The sequence below is a fragment of the Streptomyces sp. NBC_00820 genome, from assembly GCF_036347055.1.
In the GTDB taxonomy this organism is placed as follows: Bacteria; Actinomycetota; Actinomycetes; order Streptomycetales; family Streptomycetaceae; genus Streptomyces.
On record NZ_CP108882.1, the window covers coordinates 2341376 to 2356909 of the forward strand.

The 15534-nt window shown below is 69.3% G+C and carries 14 protein-coding genes and 1 riboswitch; of the genes, 4 read left to right on the plus strand and 10 right to left on the minus strand.

What is annotated here, in order from left to right; translation table 11 throughout:
- Positions 1–52: 52 nt before the first annotated feature.
- Together OIB37_RS10655 and OIB37_RS10660 are read left to right on the plus strand one after the other, a co-directional pair.
- Positions 53–844, plus strand: coding sequence for a rhomboid family intramembrane serine protease (locus OIB37_RS10655; protein WP_330457314.1), 792 nt, complete (start codon positions 53–55; stop codon positions 842–844).
- Positions 841–1122 (plus strand): Lrp/AsnC family transcriptional regulator, encoded by a 282-nt coding sequence (locus OIB37_RS10660; RefSeq protein WP_330457315.1) that lies wholly within the window; start codon positions 841–843, stop codon positions 1120–1122. The genes OIB37_RS10655 and OIB37_RS10660 overlap by 4 nt, the downstream gene beginning before the upstream one ends.
- Positions 1123–1164: 42 nt before the next feature.
- Here the strand turns inward: OIB37_RS10660 and OIB37_RS10665 are convergent, their stop codons facing one another.
- The 6 genes from OIB37_RS10665 to ctaE all read right to left on the minus strand — a co-directional run bounded on the left by OIB37_RS10665 (position 1165) and on the right by ctaE (position 8444).
- Entirely contained in the window at positions 1165–2526 is a 1362-nt protein-coding gene (locus OIB37_RS10665) for an aminotransferase class V-fold PLP-dependent enzyme (protein ID WP_330457316.1), read from the minus strand.
- A gap of 149 nt (positions 2527–2675) precedes the next feature.
- Positions 2676–2792: riboswitch (SAM riboswitch) on the minus strand.
- Positions 2793–2988: 196 nt separating this feature from the next.
- Positions 2989–4053, minus strand: coding sequence for an anthranilate phosphoribosyltransferase (gene trpD, locus OIB37_RS10670; RefSeq protein ID WP_330457317.1), 1065 nt, complete (start codon positions 4051–4053; stop codon positions 2989–2991).
- Between the two features lie 167 nt (positions 4054–4220).
- The gene (gene qcrB, locus OIB37_RS10675) at positions 4221–5882 is read right to left on the minus strand and encodes a cytochrome bc1 complex cytochrome b subunit (protein WP_330457318.1); all 1662 of its coding nucleotides are present in this window, start codon (positions 5880–5882) and stop codon (positions 4221–4223) included.
- Positions 5879–6952 (minus strand): cytochrome bc1 complex Rieske iron-sulfur subunit, encoded by a 1074-nt coding sequence (qcrA, locus tag OIB37_RS10680; RefSeq protein ID WP_330457319.1) that lies wholly within the window; start codon positions 6950–6952, stop codon positions 5879–5881. The genes qcrB and qcrA overlap by 4 nt, the downstream gene beginning before the upstream one ends.
- The gene (qcrC, locus tag OIB37_RS10685) at positions 6949–7761 is read right to left on the minus strand and encodes a cytochrome bc1 complex diheme cytochrome c subunit (RefSeq protein WP_330457320.1); all 813 of its coding nucleotides are present in this window, start codon (positions 7759–7761) and stop codon (positions 6949–6951) included. The genes qcrA and qcrC overlap by 4 nt, the downstream gene beginning before the upstream one ends.
- Before the next feature lie 62 nt (positions 7762–7823).
- Positions 7824–8444 (minus strand): aa3-type cytochrome oxidase subunit III, encoded by a 621-nt coding sequence (gene ctaE / locus OIB37_RS10690; RefSeq protein WP_330457321.1) that lies wholly within the window; start codon positions 8442–8444, stop codon positions 7824–7826.
- A 156-nt stretch (positions 8445–8600) separates the two neighbouring features.
- Between ctaE and OIB37_RS10695 the strand changes: the two genes are divergently transcribed.
- Positions 8601–9002 carry a hypothetical protein gene (locus tag OIB37_RS10695; protein ID WP_330457322.1) on the plus strand — a complete coding sequence of 134 codons (402 nt, stop codon included), beginning with the start codon at positions 8601–8603 and terminating at the stop codon, positions 9000–9002.
- A gap of 95 nt (positions 9003–9097) precedes the next feature.
- On the opposite strand, the gene OIB37_RS10700 is transcribed toward OIB37_RS10695, so the two are convergent.
- From OIB37_RS10700 to ctaC, 4 genes are all read right to left on the minus strand, one after another.
- A complete protein-coding gene (locus OIB37_RS10700) occupies positions 9098–10360 on the minus strand; it encodes a L,D-transpeptidase (protein ID WP_330457323.1) in 1263 nt (420 codons plus the stop codon).
- A 140-nt stretch (positions 10361–10500) separates the two neighbouring features.
- Positions 10501–10899, minus strand: coding sequence for a cytochrome c oxidase subunit 4 (locus OIB37_RS10705; RefSeq protein ID WP_330457324.1), 399 nt, complete (start codon positions 10897–10899; stop codon positions 10501–10503).
- Complete coding sequence (gene ctaD, locus OIB37_RS10710) at positions 10896–12629, minus strand: aa3-type cytochrome oxidase subunit I (protein ID WP_330457325.1); 1734 nt, start codon at positions 12627–12629, stop codon at positions 10896–10898. Before ctaD ends, OIB37_RS10705 begins: the two co-directional genes overlap by 4 nt.
- Positions 12626–13585, minus strand: coding sequence for an aa3-type cytochrome oxidase subunit II (gene ctaC, locus OIB37_RS10715; protein WP_330457326.1), 960 nt, complete (start codon positions 13583–13585; stop codon positions 12626–12628). The genes ctaD and ctaC overlap by 4 nt, the downstream gene beginning before the upstream one ends.
- A 441-nt stretch (positions 13586–14026) precedes the next feature.
- On the opposite strand from ctaC, the gene OIB37_RS10720 reads away from it, so the two are divergent.
- The gene (locus OIB37_RS10720) at positions 14027–15406 is read left to right on the plus strand and encodes a cysteine desulfurase/sulfurtransferase TusA family protein (RefSeq protein WP_330457327.1); all 1380 of its coding nucleotides are present in this window, start codon (positions 14027–14029) and stop codon (positions 15404–15406) included.
- Positions 15407–15534: the final 128 nt, after the last annotated feature.

Sequence of the window (15534 nt, forward strand, 5' to 3'; positions counted from 1 at the left end):
GGCGGCGAGGCGCTCTGCACCACTGCGTCCGGTTACGTCATGCTCTGTGTTCATGATCAGCGACTCGAGCACGACGGCCGGCCGGACCATCAGAGGGGTCCGGGACATCTCGGCGCCGATGACGTACACCCTCATCGCCCTGTGCTGCCTGATCTTCGTCCTGGGCCCGGCCTCCGGGCTCACCCCGGCATACGGCTCCGGGGACGCGCTGTCCGTCGCGCAGCGCGCGTACTTCCGGCACTGGGGCGTGATCCCGGCGGAACTCTTCCACGCGCCGCTGGACCACGCCCTCGCCCCGGCCACCGCGCTGTTCGTGCACGGCAGCTGGGTGCACCTGCTCGGCAACATGCTCTTCCTCTTCGTCTTCGGTGCGATGACCGAGGAGCGGATGGGCCGGGTGGAGTTCACCCTGTTCTACCTCGGCTGCGGTTACCTGGCCCTGCTCGGCTACGCGGCCGCCAACGCCGGCTCCCAGCAGTCGCTGGTGGGCGCCTCCGGGGCGATCTCGGCGGTGCTCGGAGCGTTCCTGTACCTGTTCCCGCGCGCCCGTGTGACCAGTCTCCTCCCCTTCCTGTTCTTCCTCCCGCTGCGCTTTCCCGCCTGGGTGGTGCTGCCCTTCTGGGCCGCCCTGCAGTGGCTCGCGGCGAGCCGGGCGAGCGAGGGGCCCGGGGTGGCCTACCTCGCCCACGTCGTCGGCTTCTGCCTCGGCTTCGGCTACGCGTGGGTGCGGTACGGCAGAGGCAAGGGCCCGAAGGGCGGCCTTGGGAGGGTGGTGGTGGGAGACGGGCGGACTAGAGTGAAGGCCGCCCCAGCCCCGGCACCCAAGGGAGAGAACCAGCCGTGATCACCGCGATCGTCCTGATCAAGACCAGCGTGGACCGGATCCCCGAGATCGCGGAGGGTATCGCCGCGCTGGACAGCGTCAGCGAGGTCTTCTCGGTCACCGGCACCTACGACCTCATCGCGATGGTCCGCGTCAGCCGCCACGAGGACCTCGCCGAGGTCATCCCCGGCCGGATCAGCAAGATCCCCGGCGTCGAGGCCACCGACACCCACGTCGCCTTCCGCACCTACTCCCAGCACGACCTGGAAGCGGCGTTCGCGATCGGCCTGGACAACTAGGGCCTGTCCGGCGGACCGGCCCCAGGTCCGGGCCGAAGCGCCTCACACCGCCGGGACGCAGCGGCCGTTCTCCGTGCGGTAGCGCCACTTCGCGCCGTCGCGGACGAGTTCCCGTACGGCGTCCACGAAGCGGTCGACGTGTTCGTCGGGGGTGCCCGCGCCGAAGCTGACGCGGATGGCGTTCAGGGACTTCTCGCCGGGCGCGGCCTCCGGGGCACCGCACTCCCCCTGGGCCCGCGGGGCGCTGCCGAGCAGCGTGCGGACCAGCGGGTGTGCGCAGAAGAGGCCGTCGCGGACGCCGATGCCGTACTCGGCTGAGAGGGCGGCGGCGAAGTGGGAGCTGTTCCAGCCCTCGACGACGAAGGACAGGACGCCGACACGCGGGGCCTCGTCGCCGAAGAGGGAGAGCACACGCACCTCGGGGACCTCGGCGAGACCCGTCCGGACCCTGGAGATCAGGTGCCGCTCGCGGGCGACCAGGGTGTCGAAGCCGGCCTCGGTGAGTGCCCTGCAGGCCGAGGCGAGGGCGTAGGCGCCGACCACGTTCGGTGAGCCGGCCTCGTGGCGGGCGGCGCCCGCGTGCCACTCCACGTCGACCCCGCCGTCCTGTCGCCGGGATACCGAGCGGCTGGCGCCGCCGCCCGCGAGGTACGGCTCGGCCCCGGTCAGCCAGTCGGCACGGCCCGCCAGCACACCGGCGCCGAACGGGGCGTACAGCTTGTGGCCGGACAGGGCGACCCAGTCGACGTCCAGCTCCGCCACGCTCACCGGGTGGTGCGGGGCCAGCTGGGCGGCGTCCAGGACGATCCGCGCGCCGTGCGCGTGCGCGGCGGTGGCCAGCTCGCGCACCGGCCACAGCTCGCCGGTCACGTTGGAGGCGCCGGTGACGCAGACCAGGGCCGGGGCGCCGGCGTCGCGGCCTGCGAGGGCCCGCTCCAGGGTCTCGACGGCCTGGCGCGGGGTGCGCGGGGCGTCGAGGCAGGTGACCCGGGCGTCCCGCCAGGGCAGCAGGGCGGCGTGGTGCTCGGTCTCGAAGACGAAGACCTCGCAGCCGGCGGGCAGCGCGCGGGCCAGCAGGTTCAGGGAGTCCGTGGTCGACCGGGTGAAGACGACCTCGTCGTCCTCGCGGCAGCCGAGGAACGCGGCCACCGTGGCGCGGGCGTTCTCGAACAGGTCGGTGGAGAGCTGGGAGAGGTACCCGGCGCCCCGGTGGACGCTGCCGTAGTACGGCGCGTAGGCGGCGACGTCGTCCCAGACGCGCTGGAGGGCGGGGGCGCTGGCGGCGTAGTCGAGGGCGGCGTAGGTGACCTCGCCGCCGGTGACGAGCGGGACGGTGACGTCCCGGCCCAGCACGGGCAGCGGGGCGTGGACGGACGGGGCGGCGGCAGCGGTGTGCACGGACATGGCTGAACTCCCGTGAGGCAGGACGCGGGGAAGGTGAAGGGGGTGCGCGGAGGCGGGGCTCGGCGGCCCTAGCGCATTCGCTTGCTCACGGAAGGCTCCCTCGGACGACCAGGACCCCTGGTCCCACGCCTGTTCAGCGGCGTGCGAGGGGTCCGCGCTTGTCGTGGACCTCGTGGTCCACGACCTGGTCCTCACCCGGGGCACCCCGCCACGGACGGAGGGTTGCCGGACAGTCGGCCGGGGCCGCATGACTGTCACTCATGACCTGATCAGGAAGCTAACCGAGCCCGTCACCGGGGCGCAACCGCTGTCCGGATGCCGGGATGTGCGCGGAACGTACGTGGGACGTGCGCGGCCGAGACGGGACGGGACGCGGCAGGACGGGAGGCGACGCAACGGGAGGCGCAGGGACGCGGCGAAGGGCCGGCGCCCGCCCGGGCGCCGGCCCTTCTTGTCCCACGGCTATCGGTTGCTCGCGGCCACCCAGCGCTCCAGCGCCCGCTTGGCCGACCCGGAGTCGATCGACTCCGCGGCCCGCGCCATGCCCGCGCGGATCTGCTCGGCGAGCGGCGCGTCCGTCGGCCGCAGCGCGACCAGCGCCGCCGCCGAGTTCAGCAGGACCGCGTCCCGCACCGGCCCCGTCTCGCCGTCCAGCACCCTGCGGGCGACCTCCGCGTTGTACGACGGGTCGCCGCCGCGCAGGGCCTCCACCGGTACCAGTTCGATGCCCACGTCGCGCGGGTCGAAGGTCTCCTCGGTGACCTTGCCGTCACGCACGATCCAGACCCGGGAGGTGGACGTCGTCGTCAGTTCGTCGAGGCCGTCGTCACCGCGGAAGACGAGGGAGGAGTTGCCGCGCTCGGCGAAGACGCCCGCCACGATGGGGGCCATGGCGGCGTTCGCGACACCGACCGCCTGCGAGGTCACCTTGGCCGGGTTGGTCAGCGGACCGAGCACGTTGAAGGTGGTACGGATGCCCAACTGGCTGCGGGCGGCGGCGACATGGCGCAGCGACGGGTGGAACTTCACCGCGAAGCAGATGGTGATGCCGGCCTCTTCGGCGACCTCGGCGACCCGCCGCGGGGTCAGGTTCAGGTTGATGCCGAGCTTCTCCAGGACGTCGGAGGACCCGGAGGCGGAGGACGCGGCGCGGTTGCCGTGCTTGACGACCCTCTCGCCCGTGCCAGCCACGACGATCGAGGACATCGTGGAGATGTTGACGGTCTTGGCGCCGTCACCGCCGGTACCGACGATGTCGACGGCCGGACCCGGGACCTCGATCACGTTGGCGTGCTCGTACATGGTCCGGACGAGCCCGGTGATCTCCTGCACCGTCTCGCCCTTGGCACGCAGCGCCACCATGAACCCGGCGATCTGCGCGTCGGTCGCCTCGCCGCGCATGATCAGGTCCATCGCCCAGGCGGTGTCGTCCGCGGACAGGTCCCGGCCGTCCAGCAGTCCGTTCAGCAGGGCGGGCCAGGAACGAACCGCCGCGGTGTCGCCTCCGGCGGGGGTCACAGCGCTCATCAGCCGCTCCTGGGTGTGTGTGGGGACCGTGTGTTCCACCCCCCACCCTATCCAGCCCCCGGGCCGCCGACGGCCCCGTCTCCCGCCTCGGAGGTGCCCGCGGGCACGGGGAAGGGCCCCCTCCGAACCGGAGGGGGCCCTTCGACCGTGGTGTGGCGACGCGGGGATCAGTGGTGGCCGTGGCCGCTCGTGATCTCCTTGTACTCGTCGACGCTCGGCTTCGGGATCTGGTTGTCCTCGCCGTAGTAGGCGCCGGAGAGCTTGACGCGCAGCCGCTCCGAGGCCTTCACCTTGCGCTCGACACCGTTCTCGTCCACCGTCGGGCCGATCTCGGCCGGTTCGTACTGGTGGTGCGCCGTGAGGGTGTGCAGCTGCTCCTGGCTGAGCGGCTCGTGCACCTCGATGAACTCACCGTGCGGCAGGCGCTTGATGATGCCGGTCTCGCGACCGTGCAGCACCTTCTCCTTGTCGCGGCGCTGGAGGCCGAGGCAGATCCGCTTGGTGATGATGAACGCGAGGACCGGTCCGGCGAAGAAGCCGATCCGGACGAACCACGTGACCTGGTTGATCGACAGGTGGAAGTGGGTGGCCCACAGGTCGTTGCCACCGCCGACCAGACCGATCAGGTACACGGTCACCCAGGCGACACCGAAACCGGTACGCGTCGGCGCGTTGCGCGGACGGTCCAGGATGTGGTGCTCGCTCTTGTCACCGGTGACCCAGGACTCGATGAACGGGTAGACCGCGATAGCCATCAGCACGAGGCCGAAGAGCACCAGCGGGATGAACACGCCCAGGACGAGCGTGTGACCCCAGAAGTTGATCTCCCAGCCCGGCATGTAGCGGATCAGACCCTCGGCGAAGCCCATGTACCAGTCGGGCTGGGCGCCGGTGGAGACCTGGTCGGGCCGGTAGGGGCCCATCGCCCAGATCGGGTTGATCTGAGCGATCGCGGCGATGACGGCGATGGCACCGAAGACCAGGAAGAAGAAGCCTCCGGCCTTGGCCATGTACACCGGCAGCAGCGGCATGCCGACGACGTTCGTCTCGGTCTTTCCGGGGCCCGCGAACTGCGTGTGCTTGTGGTAGAAGACCAGGATCAGGTGCGCCACCATCAGGCCCAGCATGATGCCCGGCAGCAGCAGGATGTGGATCGAGTAGAACCGGGCCACGAAGTCGTGGCCGGGGAACTCGCCGCCGAAGAGGAAGAACGAGATGTACGTGCCGACGATCGGCATGGACAGGATCGCGCCCTCGGTGAAGCGGACACCGGTGCCGGAGAGCAGGTCGTCGGGGAGCGAGTAACCGGTGAAACCGGTGAACATGCCGAGGACGAACAGCAGGAAGCCGAACAGCCAGTTGATCTCACGCGGCTTGCGGAACGCACCGGTGAAGAACACACGCATCATGTGCACGAACATGCCCGCGAGGAAGATCAGCGCGGCCCAGTGGTGGATCTGCCGGATGAGCAGACCACCGCGCACATCGAAGGAGATGTGCAGGGTCGAGTTGAACGCCTCCGACATCAGCTGTCCCTGGAGCGGGACGTAGCTGCCGTGGTACTCCACCTCGTTCATCGACGGGTGGAAGAACAGCGTCAGATACACACCGGTCAGGATGATGATGAGGAAGCTGTACATACAGACTTCGCCCAGCATGAACGACCAGTGGTCGGGGAAGATCTTGCGCATGTTGGCCTTGGCCAGGGAGAAGATCCCCAGCCGGCCGTCGGCCCAGTCGGCGATGCGCTCGCCGGCCGGGGCCTTCCCGCGAGAGCGGCCCGCCGCACCTGCGGCAGATGAATTCGTTTCGTTCGCTGCAGTACTCATCCGCGCTCCCAGAATGCAGGACCGACGGGCTCCTCGAAGTCGCCGAGCGCCTGGAGGTAACCCTCGTCGTTCACGCCGATGCGGAGCTGCGGCAGGGCGTGACCGGCGGGACCGAAGATCACTCGGGCACCGTCGGAGAGGTCGAAGGTGGACTGGTGGCACGGGCACAGCACGTGGTGCGTCTGCTGCTCGTACAGGGAGATCGGGCAACCCACGTGGGTGCAGATCTTCGAGAAGGCGACGATGCCCTCGTGCGACCAGTCGAGCTCGCGCTTGTCCTTGATGTTGTTCGGCTGGAGCCGGACGATCATCAGGGCGGCCTTGGCGATCTCGTTCTGGAAGTCCTCGTCGGTCTCCTCCAGGCCCTCGGGCCTGGCGAAGGTCAGCGAACCGACGGCGACGTCCTCGGGACGCAGCGGCTCACCCGTGTTCACGTTGACGAGGAGCTTGCCCTTCGCCCACAGCGTGTGCCGCAGCGAGCTGTGCGGCAGCGGGCCGAGGTCGCGCAGCAGCATGACACCGGAGAGCGGCACCAGGGCCAGCGCGCCGAACATGGTGTTGCGGATCAGGTTGCGCCGGCCGAGACCCGACTCGGCGGCACCCTGACGGAAGTCCTCGAAGACCTGCGCCCGGACGTCGGGCTCCGCCGCGATCGGGTGGCGCTCGGCGGCGACCTCCACGTCGGACATCAGGGTGCGCGCCCAGTGGACGGCGCCCGCGCCGATGCAGAACAGCGCCGTGCCCAGGGTCAGACCCAGGGCGAAGTTCAGCGCGCTGAGGTGCCCGATCGGGAAGACGAAGATCGACTTGTCGCGCGGGATCGTCACGTAGGAGGCGATGAAGCCGAGGGTGGCCAGCATCGACACCGTGAACAGCAGGGCGACGACGCGCTCGGACCGCTTGGCGGCCCGCTCGTCGATGTCCTGGATCCGGTGCTCGTGGGGCGGCAGCCCCGGGTCGGCGAACGGGTTCTGCTCGTCCGCGACGCTCACCGCGCCGTGCGCGTGTGCACTGTGTCCTGCGGACTGCTCAGCCGGCAGGTTCTCTTCTGGAATGTCTTGGCTACTCATGACTTCTTGGCCTTTGCGGTCCGAGCGGCGACCCAGACGGCGACCGCGATCAGTGCGCCGAGGCCGAAGATCCAGGCGAAGAGGCCCTCGCTGACCGGCCCGAGGCCGCCCAGGGAGAGACCGCCGGGGTTCTCCGTCTCACTGCCGTTGACCGCGTTCAGGTACGCGATGATGTCCTTCTTGTTCTTCTCCGTCAGCGTGGTGTCGGGGAAGGACGGCATGTTCTGCGGGCCCGTCTGCATGGCCTCGTAGATGTGCTTCGGCGCGACGCCCTCGAGGCTCGGCGCGTACTTGCCCTCGGTGAGGGCACCGCCCTTGCCCACGAAGTTGTGGCACTGGGCGCAGTTGGTGCGGAACAGTTCGCCACCCTTGGCGATGTCCGCGCCTTCGGGGCCGAACTGCGACTTGGTCGGCACGCTCGGACCGGCGCCCAGCGACGCGACGTACGCGGCGAGCTGGTCGATCTGGTCCTGCGTGTAGATGGTCTTCTTGCTCGGAATCTGCGCCATCTGCGAGGAGGAGGCCGGCATACGGCCGGTGCCCACCTGGAAGTCGACTGCGGCCGCACCCACGCCGACGAGGCTCGGCCCGTCGGAGGAGCCCTGGCCACCGGTGCCGTGGCAGCTGGCGCAGCCGACCTCGTAGAGCTTCTTGCCCTCTGTGATGGTCAGGGACTGGGAGGTTTCATCGGCCTGCGCCTTGCTCGCGGGTGCGAACGCGGCGTACAGCCCCCCAGTTGCCGCCAGCGCGAGGAGTAGGACGACGACCGCCGCCAGCGGATGGCGTCGTCGTGAGGAGAGCTTTTTCACGGATTACCCCGGTGTCAGGATCTTCTGCGTCGGTGCTTCTGGATGTGCGGGAGCGGACCCGGCTACTTGATCAGGTAGATCGTGGCAAAAAGGCCGATCCAGACGACGTCGACGAAGTGCCAGTAGTAGGACACGACGATGGCAGCGGTCGCCTGCTCGTGCGTGAACCTCTTCGCCGCGTAGGTGCGGCCGAGGACCAGCAGGAAGGCGATGAGACCGCCCGTCACGTGCAGCCCGTGGAAGCCGGTGGTCAGGTAGAACACCGAGCCGTACGGGTCGGAGGACAGGGAGATCCCTTCCTCCTTCACCAGCGAGGTGTACTCGTAGATCTGACCGCCGATGAAGATGGCACCCATGATGAAGGTGAGGATGAACCACCCACGGAGCTTCTTCACGTCGCCTCGTTCGGCAGCGAAAACGCCGAGCTGGCAAGTGAGCGAGGAGAGCACCAGGATCGTGGTGTTCGTCGCGGAGAAGGGCACATTGAGCGCATCGGCCATGTGCTTCCAGTGCGCGGGTCCGGTCACCGACCGGAGGGTGAAGTACATCGCGAAGAGGGCCGCGAAGAACATCAGCTCGGAACTCAGCCAGATGATGGTTCCGACGCTGGTGAGGTTCGGCCGGTTGACCGACGGGTGCGCGTGCCCGGTTTCTACTGTCGTTGCTGTCGCCACGACCGACATTATGTCGGTCGCTTATCTCGCGCTCACTCCGGGGGGTGCCGTTCGGAGTGTTGCCGCCCGTCGAACCGGTGTTGACGTGGTGTTCAGGGGAGTAGCATCCGCCCACACGGGCCCTGCCCGTGCTGTCCGTACGACGCTGACGTCTCCGGAGGAACAATGCAGCCGACCGCCACGGTGCTGGTCTACAGCGACGACTCCAACACCCGCGCACAAGTACGGCTGGCCGCGGGGCGCCGGCCCGCTCCGGACGTGCCCGTGGTGGAGTTCGTGGAGTGTGCGACACCTGAGGCCGTTCTGCGCGAAATGGACAAGGGCGGCATCGACGTCTGCGTGCTGGACGGCGAGGCCGTACCGCTGGGCGGCATGGGGGTGTGCCGGCAGATCAAGGACGAGGTGTTCGACTGCCCGCCCGTGCTGCTCCTGATGGGCCGGCCGCAGGACGCGTGGCTGGCCACCTGGTGCCGGGCGGACGCGGCGACCACCCTGCCGGTGGACCCGGTGGAGTTCGCCGCCGCTCTGGCCTCCCTGTTGCGCCAGAAGAGGCTGCTGAGCGTGTAGGCGGGGGCGGGGCGCGACGGCCGGCCGTCAGCGGCCCTGTCGCGCCCGCGCCGCGCGGCCGCGCGTCGCCGCCGCCCCGCGCCCCTCACGGTCGGTCACACGGCCGTCGGCTGGAGCCGTAGGGCGTCCTGGGGGGCCGGGCCGTCCGGGGTGCCGTTCGTCAGGGCACTGCCCGCGCGCCATTTCTTCCAGTCGACGTTCCAGTCGCCGAAGCCGTTGCCGAAGGGCTCCATCGGGTCACCGCCCGAGTTGACGACTCTGACGACGTCCCCCGGGCGGACGTTCTCGAAGAACCAGGCGGCGTTGCTGGTGCTCATGCCCGTGCAGCCGTGGCTGACGTTCGCGTAGCCCTGGGAGCCGACGGACCAGGGCGCGGCGTGCACGTACTCGCCGGACCAGGTCACCCGGGTGGCGTAGTAGACCGGCAGGTCGTAGGAGTCGGAGCTGCCCTCGGCGATGCCGACGGTGGTACCGCGCATGCGTACGAAGTACTGCTTCTCCAGGACGACCTTGACGCCGGTGCGGGTCTCGAAGCCGGGCTTGCCCGTGGTGACCGGGACCTGCTTCACCACCTGGCCGTTCTTGTAGTAGGTCAGCTGGTGCGTGGCGGCGTCCGTGACGGCCTCGACGCGGTCGCCCGTGGTGATCCTCAGGGGCTTGGCCGCTCCGCCCCAGAGGCCGTCGCCGACCTTCACGCCGTCCAGGTTGCTGTGCACCTGGACGGTGGCGTGCGCGGGCCAGTACTCCTTGGGGCGGTAGTGGAGTTCCTTGTCGCTGACCCAGTACCAGGAGCCCTGCACGGCCGGCACGGAGTCCACCCTGAGGCCACGCTCCACGACGGCCCGCTGTGCCTTGTCCTTGATCTCCTGGCCGAGCTGGGCGGTGATGGGCTGCCCGACGCCGTACTCGCCCGACTCCGGCCCGAAGGTGACGGCCAGCCGTTTCTTGCCGGCGGCCTTGGTGGTGTCGAACTCGAGGACCTTGCGGCCGGGGGCGCCGTGGTCGTCCTCGGTACTGACGCGGACCGTGTAATGGGCGCTGGCGGCCAGCGGGGAGGTGCTGTGCCAGCGGGTGCCGTCGGCGGCGAGTTCGCCCGCCACGTAGCGTCCTGTGGCGTCCTGGGCGGTGACGTCCGTGATGCGGCCCTCGCCGCTCTTGACGGTGACCTCCAGGGGCTTGTCCGGGTCGACCCGCTTCCCCGCTCCGGTGGGGCTGTTGAAGGAGATCTGGCCCGCTGCGTCGTACGGCATGGCCGACAGGGCTTCGCCGTCCGAACCGCAGGCCGTGATGCCCGCGCCGAGGGCGGTCACCAGCAAGGTGCAGCTGACGACGGTGCGGGTCCGCGCAGTGTGGTTCATATGATCACGCTATGGGGTGAAGACCCTATGAGCGCGGTATGTAACTCGTACGAGGGACAGACACTGCGGCAACTGCGGCAAAAGCACGAGCCCGGACCCTCCTGATGGAGTGTCCGGGCTCGTGGTGCGCTCGGCGCGTGCTACTGGGTGCGGTTCTCACCGCGGTAGTACTCGAACACCCAGCCGAACAGGCCGATCACGATGATCGGGGCCGCGAAGTACACCAGCCACCAGCCGACCGCGATGCCGAGGAAGGCGAGGGCACCGCCGACCGCCAGGGAGAGCGGCTGCCAGCTGTGCGGGCTGAAGAAGCCCAGCTCGCCCGCGTCGTCCGCGACGTCGGCCTCCTTGTCGTCCTGCGCGCCCGCGTCGACCCGCCGGGCCGTGAAGCCCAGGTAGAAGCCGATCATGATGCACAGGCCGAAGGCCAGGAAGAGTGCCGTGGTTCCGGCCGGATCCTTCGACCACACGCCGTACACGACGGCCATGATCAGGATGAAGAAGCTCAGCCAGATGAACATCCGGCCCTGGATCTTCACTTGCCGGCCTCCTTGCTGTCCGCGATGGCGCCACCGTGACCGGCGTGCTCAAGCTGCTCGAGGGCCGCGATCTCCGGGTGGTGCAGGTCGAACGCCGGGGATTCACTGCGAATCCGCGGCAGGGTGAGGAAGTTGTGCCGCGGCGGCGGGCAGGAGGTCGCCCACTCGAGCGAGCGGCCGTAGCCCCACGGGTCGTCGACGCCGACCGGCTTGCCGTACTTGGCCGTCTTCCACACGTTGTAGAGGAAGGGCAGGATCGACAGGCCCAGCAGGAACGAGCTGATCGTCGAGATCGTGTTCAGGGCGGTGAAGCCGTCGGCCGCCAGGTAGTCGGCGTACCGGCGCGGCATGCCCTCGGCACCCAGCCAGTGCTGGACCAGGAAGGTGCCGTGGAAGCCGATGAACAGCGTCCAGAAGGTGATCTTGCCGAGGCGCTCGTCGAGCATCTTGCCGGTGAACTTCGGCCACCAGAAGTGGAAGCCGGAGAACATCGCGAAGACGACGGTGCCGAACACGACGTAGTGGAAGTGCGCCACCACGAAGTACGAGTCCGAGACGTGGAAGTCCATCGGCGGCGCGGCCAGGATGACACCGGTCAGACCACCGAAGGTGAAGGTGATCAGGAAGCCGACCGCCCAGAGCATCGGAGTCTCGAAGGACAGCGAGCCCTTCCACATCGTTCCGATCCAGTTGAAGAACTTCACACCCGTCGGAACGGCGATGAGGAACGTCATGAAGGAGAAGAACGGCAGGAGAACACCGCCGGTGACGTACATGTGGTGGGCCCACACCGTCACGGAGAGACCGGCGATCGAGATCGTCGCGGCGATCAGACCCATGTAACCGAACATCGGCTTACGGGAGAAGACCGGGATCACTTCGCTGATGATGCCGAAGAACGGCAGCGCGATGATGTACACCTCTGGGTGTCCGAAGAACCAGAAGAGGTGTTGCCATAGCAGTGCTCCGCCGTTGGCCGCGTCGAAGACGTGGGCGCCGAACTTGCGGTCCGCCTCCAGGGCGAACAGCGCGGCGGCCAGGACCGGGAAGGCGAGCAGGACCAGGACACCGGTCAGCAGCACGTTCCACACGAAGATCGGCATGCGGAACATGGTCATGCCCGGCGCGCGCATGCAGATGATCGTGGTGATGAAGTTGACCGAGCCGAGGATGGTGCCGAAGCCGGAGAAGGCCAGACCCATGATCCACATGTCGGCGCCGATACCCGGCGAGCGGACGGCGTCCGACAGCGGGGAGTAGGCGAACCAGCCGAAGTCGGCCGCACCCTGCGGGGTGAGGAAGCCGCCGACGGCGATCGTCGAGCCGAACAGGTAGAGCCAGTAGGCGAACATGTTCAGCCGCGGGAACGCGACGTCGGGGGCACCGATCTGGAGCGGCATGATCCAGTTCGCGAAACCGGCGAACAGCGGCGTCGCGAACATCAGCAGCATGATCGTGCCGTGCATCGTGAACGCCTGGTTGAACTGCTCGTTCGACATCATCTGCAGGCCCGGACGGGCCAGCTCTGCGCGCATGAGCAGCGCCATGACGCCGCCGATCAGGAAGAACACGAACGACGTCGCCAGATACAGCGTGCCGATCGTCTTGTGGTCGGTGGTGGTCAGCCACTTCACCACGACATTGCCGGGCTGCTTGCGCCTGACCGGCAGCTCGTTCTCGTACGAGTCCTCAGCTGCCGCGGCACCCTGGGGTTCGTTGAGGATGCTCACAGGTTGTTCGTCTCCCGGTTCTTCTCGTGGCTCGTCTGCGCGATGCCGGCGGGAAGGTAACCGGTCTGCCCCTTCTTGGCGAGGTCCTTGAGGTGCTGCTCGTAACGCTCGGGGGAGACGACCTTCACGTTGAACAGCATCCGGGAGTGGTCGACGCCGCAGAGTTCCGCGCACTTGCCCAGGAAGGTGCCCTCATGGTTGGGGGTCACCTGGAAGGCGTTGGTGTGGCCCGGGATGACGTCCTGCTTCATCAGGAACGGCACCACCCAGAAGGAGTGGATGACGTCACGCGAGGTGAGGATGAAGCGGACGGTCTTGCCCTTGGGCAGCCAGAGCGTCGGACCCGGGTTCTTGGTCTGCGGGTTCCGCGTGCCGGGCGTACCGACGTCGTAGACACCGCCGGCGTTCGCCGGGAACTGCTTGACGAACCGGTCCGGAATCGCTTCCAGGTTCGGGTCCGTCTTGGCGTCACCCGTCGAACCGGGGACGTTCTCGATGTAGTTGAAGCCCCAGCTCCACTGGAAGCCGACCACGTTGACCGTGACGTCAGGCTTCTTTTCGAGACTGAGGAGCTTCGATTCGTCCCGGGCCGTGAAGTAGAAGAGCACCGAGATGATGATGATCGGGACCACCGTGTACAGGGCCTCGATCGGCATGTTGTACCGGGTCTGCGGAGGAACCTCGACCTTGGAGCGGCTGCGCCGGTGGAAGAAAGCACTCCACAGGATCAGACCCCACACCAGCACGCCGACGGCGAGCGCGGCAGCCCAGGAGCCCTGCCACAGGGAGAGGATCCGCGGAGCCTCTTCCGTGGTCGGGGTGGGCATACCAAGGCGGGGGAAGTCCTTGTATGTGCAACCGGTTGCGGTCGCCAGGACCAGGCCCGCGGTCATTGCCATCAGCAGCTTCCGCCGCATCGGGCGCCGCGGCGAGCGGTCGGAGCCGTTGGGACTCACGTAGCGCCTTCCCGAGAGTCTCGCCCGCGCGGTCGGCTGCGGCCTTCTCGCTGGTCGGTCGCCGCCCTGCGTCGGGCAGGGGTTTGGATGTTTATGCGGACCAAACCCTAGCCCACCCCCTCCGGGGGTTCGCGGGGAGGGGGGCATACGCGCCGCCGGTCACTCCGAAGGGGTGCGATCGGGCACCTAATCGCTGCGGGTTGGGGCGTTTTGGGCACGGCGAGGGGTGCGTTGTGCCTGGTCGCACCGCCTGGCTCGCACCCCCGTACCCACCCCCCGCGTCCACTCCGGCCCGCACCCGCGCGCCCGGCCCCGCCCGCACCCCCGCGCCCACCCGCGCTCGCACCCGCGCGCGAGCGCGGGGGCACCCCCTCACGGCGGCACCGCGGATCGGAGCGGCCCCCTGCCCCCGTTCTCCGCGCGGCGTTCTAACGTTGCCCTGTGTCCTACTTCGACGCCGCGTCCACCGCACCCCTCCATCCCGTGGCCCGCCAGGCCCTGCTGGCCTCCCTCGACGACGGGTGGGCCGATCCGGCGCGCCTGTACCGGGAGGGGCGCAAGGCGCGGATGCTGCTGGACGCGGCCCGGGAGGCGGCCGCCGAGGCGGTGGGGTGCCGGGCGGACGAGCTGGTGTTCACGTCGTCCGGGACCCGGGCCGTACACACGGGCGTCGCGGGGGCGTTGGCCGGTCGGCGGCGGGTGGGACGTCACCTGATCGTGTCCTCTGTCGAACATTCCTGCGTCCTCCATTCGGCGGAATCGTTCGAGGCGGACGGGGGGTCCGTCACCCAGGTGGGCGTCGGCCGGACGGGAGAGGTCGATCCGTCCGCCTACGCGGCCGCGCTCCGGCCGGACACCGCGCTGGCGTGTCTGCAGTCGGCCAACCACGAGGTCGGGACCGTACAGCCGGTGGCCGACGTTGCCGAGCTGTGCCGGGCGGCGGGGGTGCCGCTGCTGGTGGACGCCGCCCAGTCGCTGGGCTGGGGGCCGGTCGAGGGCGGCTGGTCGCTGCTGACGGGCAGTGCGCACAAGTGGGGCGGCCCGTCGGGGGTGGGGCTGCTCGTCGTGCGCAAGGGAGTGCGGTTCGCCGCCCAGGGCCCGGTCGACGAACGGGAGTCGGGGCGCGCGGCCGGGTTCGAGAACATCCCGGCGATCGTGGCGGCCGTGGCCGCCCTGCGCGCGGTGCGGGCCGACGCGGCGCGGGAGGCGGTACGACTGCGGGACCTGACGGAGCGGATCCGGACCCTGGTGCCCCAGTTGGTGCCGGACGCGCAGGTGGTGGGTGACGCCGAGCGGCGGCTGCCCGGGATCGTCACCTTCTCCTGTCTCTACGTCGACGGAGAGGCGCTGCTGCACGGGCTGGACCGCGAGGGTTTCGCCGTGTCGTCCGGGTCCTCCTGCACGAGCAGCACGCTGACGCCCAGCCATGTACTCAAGGCGATGGGGGTGCTGACCGAGGGGAACGTACGGGTCTCGCTGCCGTCGGGGACCGCCGCGGAGGACGTGGAGCACTTCCTGCGGGTGCTGCCGCGGGTGGTGGCGGACGTGCGGACGGGGTCCGGTCCCCGCGAGGCGGTGGCGGCCCACGCCCGGGACGGCGTCCTCGTCGTCGACTCGCTCGGCAAGCGGTGCCCGATTCCGGTCATCGAGCTGGCCAAGGTCATCGGGGACGTCCCGGTGGGCGGCACGGTCCGCGTCCTGTCGGACGACGAGGCCGCCCGCCTGGACATCCCCGCGTGGTGCGAGATGCGCGGCCAGCAGTACGTGGGCGAGGAGCCGGCGGAGCGGGGCACGGCGTACGTCGTACGCCGCCTGAGCTGATCCGCGGGGTGTGGGCGGCGCCCCGGCGGTGGTGCGGTGCGGGAAAGCACGCTCGCCTCGGCGCACCCGCACCTCCGTCCGGCCGGCCCGCCCGGCCCGCGCGTGCGGGCCGGTGCGTGCTCAGGCCG